The 13,230-nt window shown below is 29.4% G+C and carries 15 protein-coding genes; 8 read left to right on the top strand and 7 right to left on the bottom strand.

Going from position 1 to position 13,230, the window contains the following annotated elements; genetic code table 11:
- Positions 1-12: 12 nt before the first annotated feature.
- From ETU10_RS06800 to ETU10_RS06780, 5 genes are all read right to left on the bottom strand, one after another.
- Positions 13-546, bottom strand: coding sequence for an ExbD/TolR family protein (locus tag ETU10_RS06800; RefSeq protein WP_146310895.1), 534 nt, complete (start codon positions 544-546; stop codon positions 13-15).
- A 24-nt stretch (positions 547-570) separates the two neighbouring features.
- Positions 571-1,191, bottom strand: a complete 621-nt coding sequence (locus ETU10_RS06795; RefSeq protein WP_146310893.1) for an ExbD/TolR family protein — start codon at positions 1,189-1,191, stop codon at positions 571-573.
- Between the two features lie 56 nt (positions 1,192-1,247).
- Positions 1,248-2,090, bottom strand: a complete 843-nt coding sequence (locus tag ETU10_RS06790; protein WP_146310892.1) for a MotA/TolQ/ExbB proton channel family protein — start codon at positions 2,088-2,090, stop codon at positions 1,248-1,250.
- A gap of 125 nt (positions 2,091-2,215) precedes the next feature.
- Complete coding sequence (gene coaD / locus ETU10_RS06785; RefSeq protein WP_146293462.1) at positions 2,216-2,677, bottom strand: pantetheine-phosphate adenylyltransferase; 462 nt, start codon at positions 2,675-2,677, stop codon at positions 2,216-2,218.
- 6 nt (positions 2,678-2,683) lie between these two features.
- Positions 2,684-3,667 (bottom strand): D-alanine--D-alanine ligase, encoded by a 984-nt coding sequence (locus tag ETU10_RS06780; RefSeq protein WP_146310891.1) that lies wholly within the window; start codon positions 3,665-3,667, stop codon positions 2,684-2,686.
- A gap of 143 nt (positions 3,668-3,810) precedes the next feature.
- Between ETU10_RS06780 and ETU10_RS06775 the strand changes: the two genes are divergently transcribed.
- From ETU10_RS06775 to ETU10_RS06740, 8 genes are all read left to right on the top strand, one after another.
- Positions 3,811-4,878 (top strand): PASTA domain-containing protein, encoded by a 1,068-nt coding sequence (locus tag ETU10_RS06775; RefSeq protein WP_146310890.1) that lies wholly within the window; start codon positions 3,811-3,813, stop codon positions 4,876-4,878.
- Positions 4,879-4,883: 5 nt separating this feature from the next.
- On the top strand, positions 4,884-5,939 hold the full coding sequence (locus ETU10_RS06770) for an RluA family pseudouridine synthase (RefSeq protein ID WP_146310889.1): 1,056 nt from the start codon (positions 4,884-4,886) through the stop codon (positions 5,937-5,939).
- 102 nt (positions 5,940-6,041) lie between these two features.
- Positions 6,042-6,383, top strand: a complete 342-nt coding sequence (gene rpsF / locus ETU10_RS06765; protein ID WP_146262750.1) for a 30S ribosomal protein S6 — start codon at positions 6,042-6,044, stop codon at positions 6,381-6,383.
- 3 nt (positions 6,384-6,386) lie between these two features.
- The gene (gene rpsR, locus ETU10_RS06760) at positions 6,387-6,692 is read left to right on the top strand and encodes a 30S ribosomal protein S18 (protein WP_146262751.1); all 306 of its coding nucleotides are present in this window, start codon (positions 6,387-6,389) and stop codon (positions 6,690-6,692) included.
- Between the two features lie 19 nt (positions 6,693-6,711).
- Positions 6,712-7,173 (top strand): 50S ribosomal protein L9, encoded by a 462-nt coding sequence (gene rplI, locus ETU10_RS06755; RefSeq protein ID WP_146262752.1) that lies wholly within the window; start codon positions 6,712-6,714, stop codon positions 7,171-7,173.
- A 96-nt stretch (positions 7,174-7,269) separates the two neighbouring features.
- Entirely contained in the window at positions 7,270-8,367 is a 1,098-nt protein-coding gene (locus ETU10_RS06750; protein ID WP_146310888.1) for a Nif3-like dinuclear metal center hexameric protein, read from the top strand.
- 143 nt (positions 8,368-8,510) lie between these two features.
- On the top strand, positions 8,511-9,980 hold the full coding sequence (gene rpoN, locus ETU10_RS06745) for an RNA polymerase factor sigma-54 (RefSeq protein WP_146262754.1): 1,470 nt from the start codon (positions 8,511-8,513) through the stop codon (positions 9,978-9,980).
- A gap of 18 nt (positions 9,981-9,998) precedes the next feature.
- Complete coding sequence (locus tag ETU10_RS06740; RefSeq protein ID WP_146310886.1) at positions 9,999-10,793, top strand: thymidylate synthase; 795 nt, start codon at positions 9,999-10,001, stop codon at positions 10,791-10,793.
- 10 nt (positions 10,794-10,803) lie between these two features.
- Here ETU10_RS06740 and ETU10_RS06735 read toward each other — a convergent pair whose 3' ends face one another.
- The gene (locus tag ETU10_RS06735; protein ID WP_146310884.1) at positions 10,804-11,226 is read right to left on the bottom strand and encodes a deoxycytidylate deaminase; all 423 of its coding nucleotides are present in this window, start codon (positions 11,224-11,226) and stop codon (positions 10,804-10,806) included.
- Positions 11,227-11,611: 385 nt separating this feature from the next.
- Positions 11,612-13,060, bottom strand: a complete 1,449-nt coding sequence (asnS, locus tag ETU10_RS06730; RefSeq protein ID WP_146310882.1) for an asparagine--tRNA ligase — start codon at positions 13,058-13,060, stop codon at positions 11,612-11,614.
- Between the last annotated feature and the right edge of the window lie 170 nt (positions 13,061-13,230).

The raw sequence follows: 13,230 nt of genomic DNA, 5'->3' as shown, positions 1-13,230 counted from the left end.
TACCTTTAAGGGTTAGTTATTTTGTTTTTGCTTATACACATCTGTTTCTTGCTTCGTTATTTTACCTACAGAAAATCTTTCGCTATTGGTAATTTGCATTTCATCTAATAAATCCACTAAATTTTTATAATTTGAATCGTTGGTAGGTTTAATTATAACTGTAAATTTATCTTGATCTGCATTTTTTGCAGCATTTAATATGACGGTTCGAATTCCATTTTTAGAATAATCTGTTTCTATTAAATTGGAGGGGGTTAAACTAGCTAATTCCTGTTGATGGTAATATATTTTATTGTCTTTACCAAGAATAATGGTTAGAGAATTTTTATTTTTAACTGTGGGTATATTGCTAGGATCAATTAATGCTTTGGATGGCATGTTTAATTGTAAAATGTTAGGTTTACTAAACGTGGTAGTAAACATAAAGAATGTGATTAATAAAAAACCTAAATCGCACATGGGTGCCATATCTATACGAAAAGTACTTTTCTTGGCACGTGTTTTATTCTTATTTTTATTATTGTTGGTATCTACTCCTGCAGACATAATGTAATTTTTTTATTCTTTTTATTATTTGCCGGCATTATAAACTGTAATTAATTTAAATTTATTAAGGTTTCTGTCTTGCAACCGATCCAATAAATTCTTAATTCTTTCGTACTTTACATTTTGATCTCCTTTAATCTTTAATTCTAAGGAATCATTATTTTGTTCGGCAAGTTTTCTTGCTTCAAAGACCCATTCTACTATTTGGGGCCTTAAACTATCTGAAGGTATTCCAGGGATTCCACCTGATTTTTCTAGTTTTTCTCTTTGTGATTCGGTAAAACTTAAATATTGTTTTAGTTGTTGAATAGGTACACCAAATTCAGAAATCTTTTTAAATTCATTTTGTTCTTTTGCGTTAAATGAAATATTATATTTTTCACCCATGGCATTCAATAAAGGAACCCGATATTTTTCTTCTTCCATAGAGAAATAATATTTACCGTTTTCGGGAATTGAAATTTTCATTGTTCCGACATCTTTCATTTCTTTACTTGAGATTGAAGAGGGTGTATCAATATTTAAAATGTCTGGAGGTCTAAACTCAGTGGTTAAAATAAAGAAAGTTAATAACAGCCATGCCAAATCACTCATGGGAGTCATATCTATATGTATTCCTTGTCTTTGGGGTTTTACTCTTGCCATTCTATTTTTTTTATGCGTGAGTTAACATTAATTTTAAATTAAAAAATAGCTAAGAATTAATGTTTGGAGTTGAAAGACTTTTGAATAATAAATCCTATTTCTTCAATTTTAAATATTAAGTTATCAATTTTAGAGGTAAAATAATTATATGCAATAATTGCCAGTGCAGAGGCCCCAATCCCTAAAGCAGTATTAATTAAAGCTTCTGCTATACCTTTTGATAATGCTGCTGCGTCTGGTGAACCTCCTCCGTCTCCTAATGCAAAGAAGGATCTAATCATCCCCATTACTGTACCCATTAAAGCAACAAGAGTTGCTACAGAGGCTATAGTAGATAAAATATTCATATTTTTTTCTAGTGATGGCATCTCAAGAGTAACCGCTTCTTCAATCGTTTGATTTAATGAATTTAGTTTTTGCTCTTTATTGAGTGTTTGATCTATGCCAAGATTTTTATAGTTAAGTAAACATTCCTTAACCACATTTCCAACGGAACCTTTTTGTTGGTCACAAAGTTCAATGGCATAATTAATTTCATTTTTTTCTAGAGCGGTTTTTATTTCTGTCATAAATTGAGAAATACTTTTAGTACCTGCCGCTTTAGATAGAATAAAAAATCTTTCAATTGAAAAAACAATAACCATAAGAGCAAAGGTCATAAGAATAGGTACGATTACCCCTCCCTGATGAATAATTCCCATTACATTTCTTGGGTCTCCTTCACTAGCACTTAAACCATTTTTTATATCTGCTTCAGACAAGGGAACAAAATTACTATCAGCCCCGAGTATGAAGACATAGGTTAAGACTGAAATAATTAACAACAATAAAATGGTTAGTAGAGGATTTAAACCTGTATTATTTGTTTTTTTTGGTTGATTTAATTGATTATTTTCCATTTGAGTGAAACTTAAATTCTATTTTAGTTTATTTATATTAAAACGATATTTATTTTATTTATTGTATTTATTTAGAAAGATTCTAAAAAACATGCAAATATCAAGATTTATGCCTTGGTATGCAACTATATTCTTACAGTATTAGGTACTAATGAGGAATAATCTCCTTTATACCTCATAATTTCTCTTACTATACTTGAGCTTATAAATGATTTTCCCGAAGAAGTAAGAAAGAAAACTGTTTCAATACTTTTTTTAGCTAAAGTTCTATTTGTATGTGTAATTGCCTTTTCAAATTCAAAATCAGCAGGATTTCTCAATCCTCTTATAATGTAAGGTGCATTTTTTTTTATGCAAAAATCTACAGTTAAACAATCAAAATGATCAACTTCTATATTTGAAAAGGTTTTAACAGTTTCAATAATCCATTCCATTCTTTTTTGCAAAGAAAACATGTAGTTTTTGTTAGAGTTGTTACCAATAGCTACTATAATTTTATCGAATAATGGAGCCGCTCTTTCAATGATATCCAAATGTCCTAAGGTTATAGGATCAAACGAACCTGGGAACACAGCAATTTTTTCCATATTTAATTATTTTTTTGAATTTTCAATTGCTTGATTAATTTCATTATCAAGTAATTCTGAAAAATTGTATCCCGCGTAGCGAACTTGTTGTGGAAATATGCTTGCAGGTGAACATCCTGGATTGGTATTTATTTCTAAAAAATAAGGAGTATTATTCATAATTATAAAATCAAGCCTTGAAAACCCATTCATATTTAAACATTTATAGATATGCTTTGCAGCATCTCGTATATTTTTTTCTTCAACAGATGTAAGATTAGCAGGAGTGATTTCTTCAGAAGCACCTAGATATTTGGCTTCATAATCAAAAAAATCATTATCAGTTTTAATTTCTGTAGTTCCCACTACTACAATTTTACCTTTATATTTCATAACACCTACACTTACTTCTTTACCATCAAGAAAGCTTTCAATTAAAATAGAATGATCTTCTTTAAAAGCATCTTCAATAGCCTTGGGTAGTTCTTCTATGGCTTTAACCTTAGATACACCTAGGCTTGACCCGGATTGATTGGGTTTTACAAAGCAAGGAAGCCCTATATTCGTAATTATGTCATGACTGTTTATTTCATCTCCTTTATTGAGATAAAAAGATTTAGCCATAGCAACACCATATTTGCTTAAAACGGCTAAAGTGTCTTTTTTATTAAACGTAAGAGCTGAATTGTAAAAATAACAACCGGTGTATGGGATATTCAATAATTTCCAATACGCTTGAAGTATACCATCCTCACCAGGGGTACCATGTATTGTGTTGACTAAAACATCAAAGTTGATTTTTTTATCGTTTAATATAAAACTAAAATCCTCTTTATTAATAGGGTATTTTATATCATCTATAAACACATTCCAACCGTTATTTAAAATATGAATATTGAAAACATTTTTATATTTATTTTGATCAATTTGTGAATAAATATATTCACCACTTTTTAAAGATACAATGCTTTCTCCGGAGTATCCTCCCATGACAATTCCTATGGTTAACATATTTTAATAATAATAAATTTTAATTTTTTATTAATTAATAGCGTACTTTTTTTCTACAAGTACAATAACAAAAATAACATATTTAATATTACTAAAACTAAATAATCTTTATTATTTATATATTTGCTTTGTAAAAAACATATATGAAATTTTTAAAACTCGTAGCTTCTTGGCAATTTTGGGTTAGCGTAGTTTTAGCTATAGCTTTAGTATTTGGATTGATTAAAGGAACTTTTTTATGGTTAGATAAGTATACCAATCATGAAATACAAATTGAAGTTCCAGATTTAAGCTCTTTAAATTTAGATGAAGCTATTCAAAAGTTACAAAATAGTGAATTAGAGTTTGAACTTGATACCACTAAATACGATCCTAAATTTAAGCCTTACCAGATTTTAGATGTTTATCCCTTAGCAGGAACTAATGTAAAAAGAGGTAGGAGAATTTTTATAAGAGCAAATGCAAAAACATGGAAACCTGTGGTTGTACCCAATATAATTGGTAAATATAAATATTTAGCTTTTAATCAGTTGGATTTAGTGGGCTTAAAAGTTATCGATACTTTGTACGAGCCAAGTTTAGCGACAAATACTGTTATAAGATTACTATATAAAGGAAAAGAGGTTCAGCCTGGGGTTAATTTACCAAGATTTTCTCCATTAACTATTGTTTTAGCCAAAGGTTTAGCCAAGAATGTCTCAGTTCCTAACTTTTTAGGTTTAGATGAAGAGACGGCGAAGAGAATGATAACAGAAAAAATGTTTTCAGTAGGTACTATAACCTACGATGATCCTGATAATAAAGAAAATACACGAGTATATTATCAAGTTCCATCACCATCAGCCAATTACGATCAAGGTCAATCAATAGATATCTATCTAAGTTCTAAACCATTGGAAGAATTAAGAACCAAAATTAGAGATTTAGATGCAACATTTAATCCAAATTCTAGTGCTGGTTATTTAGGTGAAACATATGAGGATGAAAAAGTTTATAGGCCAGATAGCAATGATGATGATATAATATCATCATCGAATTCAATCAATGCAGGTTCTACAAATATACCTTCCAACACAAACATAGATAAATCATCGCAAATACAAGAAAATTCTCCCTCTGTGTCTGAACAAGTGAAAGAAAATCAGAAACAATTAAAGCCTACTGTAGATAAGGATCAAAAAAGAAAAGTAAACAGAATAATTGTTGAATAATATTTATGAAGGTAATTGAGGATAATTCTCAAATTAACGAAAGTGATGGGGATGAAATGTACGAACATTTTAAGATTGTTGTTGATAAAGGACAAAGTTCCATTCGTATTGATAAATATCTGGTTAATTTAATTGAAAACTCTACTAGAAATAAATTACAACAGGCAGCTATCGCGGGGAATATTTTAGTAAACGGTAAGCCTGTAAAATCAAATTATAAAGTAAAACCCAACGATTCGGTATCTATAGTATTAGCACATCCCCCTAGAGATACTACTATAGTACCACAAAACATACCCATAGATATTGTTTTTGAAGATGAGGATGTGTTGGTTGTTAATAAAGCGCCAGGTATGGTAGTACATCCTGGTTTTGGCAATTTTGAAGGCACATTGGTCAATGCACTAGCGTATCATTTTCAACAGTTGCCTTTTTTTCAAACGGATTTAGATAAGCGTCCGGGTTTAGTACATAGAATTGACAAAGATACTTCGGGACTTTTGGTTATAGCTAAAAATGAATATTCAATGAATCATTTAGCTAAACAATTCTTTAATAAAACAACCAAAAGGATTTATAATGCTCTTGTTTGGGGGAATATTGAAGAGGAGGAGGGAACTATCGTGGGTCATATTGGGAGGTCACTAAAAGATCGTATGCAAATGACTGTATTTGAAGATGGAGCCTATGGCAAACATGCGGTAACACACTATAAAGTACTGGAAAGATTTAGATACATAACTTTAATAGAATGTAGATTGGAGACAGGAAGAACTCATCAAATTAGAGCTCATATGAAATACAAGGGGCATACTTTATTTAATGATGAGAGATATGGAGGAAATCAAATCCTTAAAGGCACCACCTTCACTAAATATAAGCAATTTGTAGAAAACTGCTTTTCAATTCTTCCAAGACAAGCTTTGCATGCAAAAACCTTAGGTTTTATACATCCTCAAACTAAAAAAGAAATGTTTTTTGAAATAGAATTACCAGAAGATATGCAGCAGGTAATTCAAAAGTGGCGGATTTATATCAATGCAGTTCAGGAAATTGATTAACTATAATTTAAACAAATATTTTTTTCATTAGCAGAAAGAGAATAATGATTTGTCCAATTCTTTAAAAAAACGTACATTTGCAACTTTAAAAATAAAAAATATATGAATCATTACGAAACTGTTTTCATATTAACTCCCGTTCTATCGGATTCTCAGGTAGAGGAAGCAGTTAAATCATTTGAGAAATTACTCAAAGAAAACAATGCAACCATTGTAAATCAAGAAAATTGGGGATTAAAAAAACTCGCTTATTCCATCCAATTAAAAAGAAATGGATTCTATCATTTAATTGAATTCCAAGCGCCAGGAGAAATTGTTAATGCTTTAGAGCTAGCTTTTAAAAGAGATGAAAGAGTATTAAGATTCTTAACCGTTAAACTAGATAAACACGGAGTTGAATGGGCAAGAAAAAGAGAAGAAAAAGTTAAATCTTTAAAAAAATAAGACATGGCAATAGACGATTTAGCAAAACAAGCGGCAGGCGGTAACACAAGTGAAGTAAAATTCCTTAGCCAACTAGATATAGATACAAAAGTTGAAAAAAAATATTGCCGTTTTAAAAAATACGGTATTAAATATGTTGATTATAAAGATCCAGATTTTTTATTGAAATTTGTGAATGAACAAGGGAAAATTCTTCCAAGAAGATTAACCGGAACTTCTTTAAAATTTCAAAGAAAAGTTTCTCAAGCGATTAAAAGGGCGAGACATTTAGCATTATTGCCATATGTAGGAGATCAATTAAAACCATAATCAATTTTATAAAGAAATCATGGAAGTTATTCTTAAACAAGACGTAGAAAATTTAGGATTAGAGTTTGATGTGGTTAATGTTAAGCCAGGTTATGCTCGTAATTTTTTAATACCTAGAGGTTGGGCTCTTTTAGCTACCCCTAAAAACAAAGCTACCTTAGAAGCTACTCTTAAAGAAAGAGAAGCAGAAGAAGCAGCCTTAATAAAATCAGCCAATGATATAGTTAATAAATTAAAATCAGCAACTGTTTCTATTCTAGCAAAAGTTGGGTCAGGAGACCGTTTATTTGGCTCTATAAACAATCAAGATTTAGCAGAAGCTTTAGCAAAAGCAGGTGTGCATATTGAAAAGAAATATATAAAAATTCCTGGGAATACTATTAAAAGACTGGGGAAATATACAGCAAAAATACGCTTACACAGAACTGTAGAGTATGATTATACGTTTGAAGTAGTTTCAGACGGTGTATCTGCTGAATAGGATATATTGAATTAATAATTACTTATATTTAAAATCGATAACTTTATAGTTATCGATTTTTTTTATATATATTTAAACCTGTTTAAATTGAATAAAATGAGAATTTTAGACGCAATTAATGTATTAAGGAATTTAGCCCCTGAAGAATATGCTGAAGATTTTGATAATGTAGGAGTTATTACAGGTGATGTTTCTAATAAAATATCTGGAATATTAATTACTTTAGATTGTTTAGAATCAGTAGTAGATGAGGCAATTGCAAATCAATATAATTTAATAGTTACTTTTCATCCAATTATTTTTTCAGGATTAAAATCAATTACTGGAAAAAATTATGTGGAAAGAGCTGTAATTAAAGCTATTAAAAATAATATAGTTATTTATGCCATACACACCAATTTAGATATTGCTAAAGAAGGAGTTAATTTTGAAATTTGCAACCGTTTGCAAATAAAAAATTCAAAACCTTTAATTGCAAAAAAGAATGTGATTAAAAAATTACAAACTTATGTACCTCTGGAAAGTCTTAATAAAGTTCAGAAAGCATTATTTGATGGTGGAGCTGGAGAAATTGGTAAATATAAAAAATGTAGTTTTAAGTTAGAAGGAAAAGGATCTTTTTTGCCTGGTGAAGGTGCAAATCCTTTTTTAGGAATAAAAAAGGAATTTAATGAAGTTAAGGAAATTATGTTAAGTGTAATTTTTCAAGATTATAAAGAAATAAATGTTTTAAAAGCTCTAAGACAATCGCATCCTTACGAAGAAATCTCTTACGAAATTTATACTTTAGACAATGAAAATCAAGAGATAGGAATGGGGAGAGTGGGTGAATTAGATCAAGAAGTATCCGAAAAAGATTTTTTAAAATTTTTGAAAACTTCGTTACCTACTCTATGTATCAGACATTCAGAATTTAGAAATAAACCAGTAAAAAAGATTGCTGTTCTAGGTGGTTCTGGAAGTTTTGCTATACAAAAGGCGATTCAATCGTGTGCAGATGTATTTATAACTGCTGATTTAAAATATCATGATTTCTTTAAGGCTGAAGGTAAAATAATTTTGACAGATATAGGGCATTATGAAAGTGAACAATTTACTACGAAATTGATATTTAGATATTTAAATGAAAATCTAAATGATTTAAGAATACGTATTTCAAAAGTTAAAACTAATCCTGTGAGATATTTTATGTAATGTATAAGTGAAGCTAAGGAAATATAATTTTAAAATTTTTCCTGTACAAATATTATGCCTAAATTTTGACTTAAATAATAAAAAGTGTAAATTTGAAATGTTATTGAACAAAAAATAAATCTACTAAATAACTTAATTATTAAATGTTAAAACAAGATTTAAAACTAAAGCAACTATTAAAATTATCGCCTCAGCAGATTCAATTAATGAAACTGGTTCAACTGCCTACATTGGCTTTTGAAGAAGCTGTTAAGCAAGAGTTAGAAGAAAATCCAGCACTAGAAGATATTTCTAATGAAGATTATTACGATGCTTCTGAATCTTTAGAAGCTTCCAATGATTACGATGAATCATCAGATAATGAAATTATAGATGCTCCAGATATAAATATAGATGAATATTTGAGTGATGATGAAATTCCAAGCTATAGAACACAATCCAATAACTACAGTGATGAAGAGGATGAAACAGAGATGCCTTACGCTCAATATATTTCATTTCAAGAGCATTTAATTTCACAATTGCATACTTTTCGTTTAAATGAAGAAGAAATTGAGATTACTGATTTTATAGTTGGTAATTTACATGACGATGGTTATTTAAGAAGAGATCTATCCGCGATAGTTGATGATTTAGCCTTTACTCAAGGCATATACACAGATGAAGAGACGGTTGAAAAACTATTAGTAAATTACATTCAAAAATTAGATCCTACTGGAGTTGGAGCCAGAGATTTGCAAGAATGTCTTCTTTTGCAATTAAAAGCTAAAAACCAAACAGAATTTACGGAGCTAGCTTATAAAATAATAGATGAAGCCTTTGATGCATTTACCAAAAAGCATTATAGTAAATTACAGCAAAAATTTTCTATTACGGACGATGAATTAAAAGAAGCTATTAATGAAATAGAGAAGTTAAATCCTAAACCGGGAAAATCTTTTACCAATAATTCAAAAAATACTGAACAAATTATACCAGATTTTACTATTCGAATAGTAGATGGAAAACTTGAATTGTTATTAAACGGTAGAAATGCTCCTGAATTAAAAGTTTCAAGAGAATATTCAGAGATGCTTGATACCTATAAAAATACCGAAAAAAAATCTAGAGAGCAAAAAGATGCTGTGATGTTTGTTAAGCAAAAATTAGATTCGGCCAAATGGTTCATTGATGCAGTTAAGCAACGCCAACAAACCTTATATATCACCATGAAATCAATTATGGACTATCAGAAAAATTATTTTCTTTCTGGTGATGAAGAGCAAATTAAGCCTATGATTTTAAAAGATATTTCTGAAATAACTGGTTTAGATATTTCAACGATATCAAGAGTAGCCAATAGTAAATATGTAAATACACCATACGGAACTTTACTTATTAAAGATTTATTTTCAGAAAGTTTAACCAATTCAGAGGGGGATGAAGTTTCAACCAGAGAAATTAAAACTATATTACAAGATGTAATTAATAACGAAGATCCAAAAAAACCTTTAACTGACGATAATTTAATGAAAATTTTAAATGAAAAAGGTTATAATATTGCAAGAAGAACCATAGCAAAATATAGAGATCAATTAAATATACCAGTTGCTAGGTTAAGAAAGAAAATTTAATTTTTTTAAATTTAATAAATGAAAGCATATTTAGATTTATTACAACATATTTTAGATAATGGTGTAGAGAAAGATGATCGAACGGGTACAGGAACCATCAGTACATTTGGTTATCAAATGCGTATAGATTTACAAAAAGGCTTCCCTTTATTAACCACAAAGAAATTACATTTGCGCTCAATTATATATGAACTTCTATGGTTTTTAAAAGGAGACACCAATATAAAATATTTATCAGATAATAAAGTTAAAATTTGGGATGAATGGGCAGATGAAAATGGAGATTTAGGTCCTGTATACGGACATCAATGGAGAAGTTGGGGAACCTTGAATGGTAAACCAATTGATCAAATCTCAGAAGTTATTGATCAAATAAAAAATAATCCAGATTCTCGGAGAATGATAGTCTCTGCTTGGAATGTTGCTGATCTTCCGTCGATGGCACTAGCTCCTTGTCATGCACTATTTCAATTTTATGTATCTAAAGGAAAACTTTCTTTACAGCTGTATCAGCGAAGTGCGGATGTCTTTTTAGGTGTACCCTTTAATATAGCTTCATATGCATTGCTGTTACACATGATGGCACAAGTTTGCAAATTAGATGTAGGGGAATTTATTCATACCTTTGGAGATGTTCACATTTATAAAAACCATATTGAACAAGTTCAATTACAACTACGTAGACAACCATTTATTTTACCTAAATTACTATTAAATCCTAAGATTAATAATATTTTTGATTTTAAGTTTGAGGATTTTGCAATTGAAAATTATGAGGCTCATCCACATATAAAAGGAGAAGTAGCTATATAGATTAATGTAGTTATATAATCTGATCATAAGGGATATGATCAACCTTTATTCCTGCCTGTTCTAGGAAATCAATGCCAGAAGTATCAGAATAATTGTCAATGTATACCACCCGTATTATGCCTGCTTGATAAATAAGTTTGCTACATTCTTTACAGGGGGACAAGGTAACATATAATGTAGCACCTTGACAGGATTGAGTTGAAGCTGCAACTTTTAATATAGCATTCGCTTCAGCGTGTAATACATACCACTTAGTATATCCATTTTCATCTTCACAACAATTTTCAAAACCTGTAGGAGTACCATTATATCCGTCTGAAATAATCATGCGATCTTTAACAATAAGCGATCCAACCTGTTTTCTTTTACAATAAGATAATTTTCCCCATTCCAGTGCCATCCGTAGATAGGCTATGTCGTATTTATTTTTCATGAGTTAAATTTAAATAAATATACTTAATTAAATTTTAGATCTATTAATTATAGAATCATAAATATTTTTGCGATGAGTATTCATAAGAGTATAATAAATAAATTAAAATAATGACTTATATGCGAAAATTTATTATGATTTTTGAGTGTTTTTTGAAAATGTATATAAAATTTTAAACATGCTAAAAATATTAAAACAAAATAAACTACATTTGAAGAAATCTTAACCATTGATGGTTTAAGATTTTAATTTAATTTTATTCCATGGTTACTATTATTGGTATTTGCTTATTTGCAATATTTAGTATTATTCTTTTTATATTTTTAAACAGTAAAAAGTAATATATAAAAAATCACCTTTTGTTTTTAAAAGGTGATTTTTTTAATTAAAATTCTGCATTGTTTGGTGTTCGAGGAAAGGGGATCACGTCCCTAATATTTCCCATACCTGTTACAAACAATACTAAACGTTCTAAACCTAATCCAAAACCTGAGTGAGGTACAGTTCCGTATTTACGGGTATCTAGATACCACCAAAGTTCTTTTTCATCAATATTAAAATCTTCAATTTTATTTTTTAATATATCTAACCTTTCTTCTCTCTGAGATCCTCCTATGATTTCTCCTATACCAGGGAACAATACATCCATTGCTCTAACCGTTTTTCCGTCTTCATTTAATCTCATATAAAAAGCCTTAATTTTTGCAGGATAATCATACAAAATCACAGGAGATTTAAAGTGCTTTTCAACTAAATATCTTTCGTGTTCAGATTGAAGATCAGCCCCCCATTTTTCAATTGGATATTTAAATTTTCCTTTTTGATTGGGTTTAGACTTTTTTAGAATTTCAATAGCCTTAGAATAACTCAGTTTAACAAAACTATTATTTAATACAAAATCTAATTTTTCAAGTAAATTGTGTTCAGTTTTTTCTTCTTTAGGCTTTTGCTTTTGTTCATCCTCAAATCTTTGATTCAAAAAAACTAGATCATCTTTACAGTGATCTATGGCATATTTAATACAATATTTTAAAAAATCCTCGGCCAACCACATAGTTTTATCTAAATCATAAAAGGCAATCTCAGGTTCCACCATCCAGAATTCAGCTAAATGTCTGGTAGTATTAGAATTTTCAGCTCTAAAAGTAGGACCGAAAGTATAGATTTTACCTAATCCCATGGCTGCAGCCTCTCCTTCTAATTGTCCTGAAACAGTTAAGCTCGTTTTTTTTGAGAAAAAATCTTTAGTAAAATCAATATCTCCGTTATCATTTTTTGGTATGTTATTAAGATTAAAATTGGTAACGGTAAACATTTCCCCAGCACCTTCTGCATCTGAGCCAGTGATTATAGGAGTATTAATATAACAAAAATTATTCTCATTGAAATACTTATGGATAGCAAAGCTTAAAGCGTTTCTAACCCTCATGATTGCAGAAAAGGTATTAGTTCTAAATCTTAAATGTGCCTGCTCTCTTAATTTTTCTAGTGAATGTTTTTTAGGTTGTAAAATGGTTTCTTGTACATCATCGGGATTTGCATATCCGTAAATTTCAATTTCTTCGGCAATAACCTCTATTTCTTGCCCAGTACCTTTACTCTCTGCTACTACACCGTTTACCTTAATTGAGGTAGCGTTTGTTAGTTGTTTTAACAAATCAGTATTAAAATTATTATAATCAAGAACAATCTGTAAATTTTTTTGTCCAGAACCATCATTTAGAGCTATAAACTGATTGGATCTAAAAGATTTAATCCAGCCCTGTACAGTAACTTTCTCATTTAAACATTGGGTTCCTTTTTTTAATAATTCTTTAATACTGTATAAATTCATTTATGTTTTAATTTTATAAAACAAAGATAATTAAAATTTCATTTTTCAATTGAATATTGTTTTAGGTATAATAATTCAATATAACTGTATGAAAAAAATCTAATCGATTTAGTAACGTAATGACTTTATTAGCATATAAGTGTAATTTTTATATAATTTTTCTTCAAAAA

Source organism: Apibacter muscae (genome assembly GCF_007845595.1).
Classification (GTDB): Bacteria; Bacteroidota; Bacteroidia; order Flavobacteriales; family Weeksellaceae; genus Apibacter; species Apibacter muscae.
Note: the sequence above shows the minus strand (reverse complement) of the source record. Positions and strands in the feature narration are given on the sequence as shown.

What these genes read in the sequence shown, in the direction of transcription:
- ETU10_RS06800 (WP_146310895.1), bottom strand. Translation starts at nt 546, where the DNA reads ATGTCTGCAGGAGTAGATACCAACAATAATAAAAATAAGAATAAAACA.
- ETU10_RS06795 (WP_146310893.1), bottom strand. Translation starts at nt 1,191, where the DNA reads ATGGCAAGAGTAAAACCCCAAAGACAAGGAATACATATAGATATGACT.
- ETU10_RS06790 (WP_146310892.1), bottom strand. Translation starts at nt 2,090, where the DNA reads ATGGAAAATAATCAATTAAATCAACCAAAAAAAACAAATAATACAGGT.
- coaD (WP_146293462.1), bottom strand. Translation starts at nt 2,677, where the DNA reads ATGGAAAAAATTGCTGTGTTCCCAGGTTCGTTTGATCCTATAACCTTA.
- ETU10_RS06780 (WP_146310891.1), bottom strand. Translation starts at nt 3,667, where the DNA reads ATGTTAACCATAGGAATTGTCATGGGAGGATACTCCGGAGAAAGCATT.
- ETU10_RS06775 (WP_146310890.1), top strand. Translation starts at nt 3,811, where the DNA reads ATGAAATTTTTAAAACTCGTAGCTTCTTGGCAATTTTGGGTTAGCGTA.
- ETU10_RS06770 (WP_146310889.1), top strand. Translation starts at nt 4,884, where the DNA reads ATGAAGGTAATTGAGGATAATTCTCAAATTAACGAAAGTGATGGGGAT.
- rpsF (WP_146262750.1), top strand. Translation starts at nt 6,042, where the DNA reads ATGAATCATTACGAAACTGTTTTCATATTAACTCCCGTTCTATCGGAT.
- rpsR (WP_146262751.1), top strand. Translation starts at nt 6,387, where the DNA reads ATGGCAATAGACGATTTAGCAAAACAAGCGGCAGGCGGTAACACAAGT.
- rplI (WP_146262752.1), top strand. Translation starts at nt 6,712, where the DNA reads ATGGAAGTTATTCTTAAACAAGACGTAGAAAATTTAGGATTAGAGTTT.
- ETU10_RS06750 (WP_146310888.1), top strand. Translation starts at nt 7,270, where the DNA reads ATGAGAATTTTAGACGCAATTAATGTATTAAGGAATTTAGCCCCTGAA.
- rpoN (WP_146262754.1), top strand. Translation starts at nt 8,511, where the DNA reads ATGTTAAAACAAGATTTAAAACTAAAGCAACTATTAAAATTATCGCCT.
- ETU10_RS06740 (WP_146310886.1), top strand. Translation starts at nt 9,999, where the DNA reads ATGAAAGCATATTTAGATTTATTACAACATATTTTAGATAATGGTGTA.
- ETU10_RS06735 (WP_146310884.1), bottom strand. Translation starts at nt 11,226, where the DNA reads ATGAAAAATAAATACGACATAGCCTATCTACGGATGGCACTGGAATGG.
- asnS (WP_146310882.1), bottom strand. Translation starts at nt 13,060, where the DNA reads ATGAATTTATACAGTATTAAAGAATTATTAAAAAAAGGAACCCAATGT.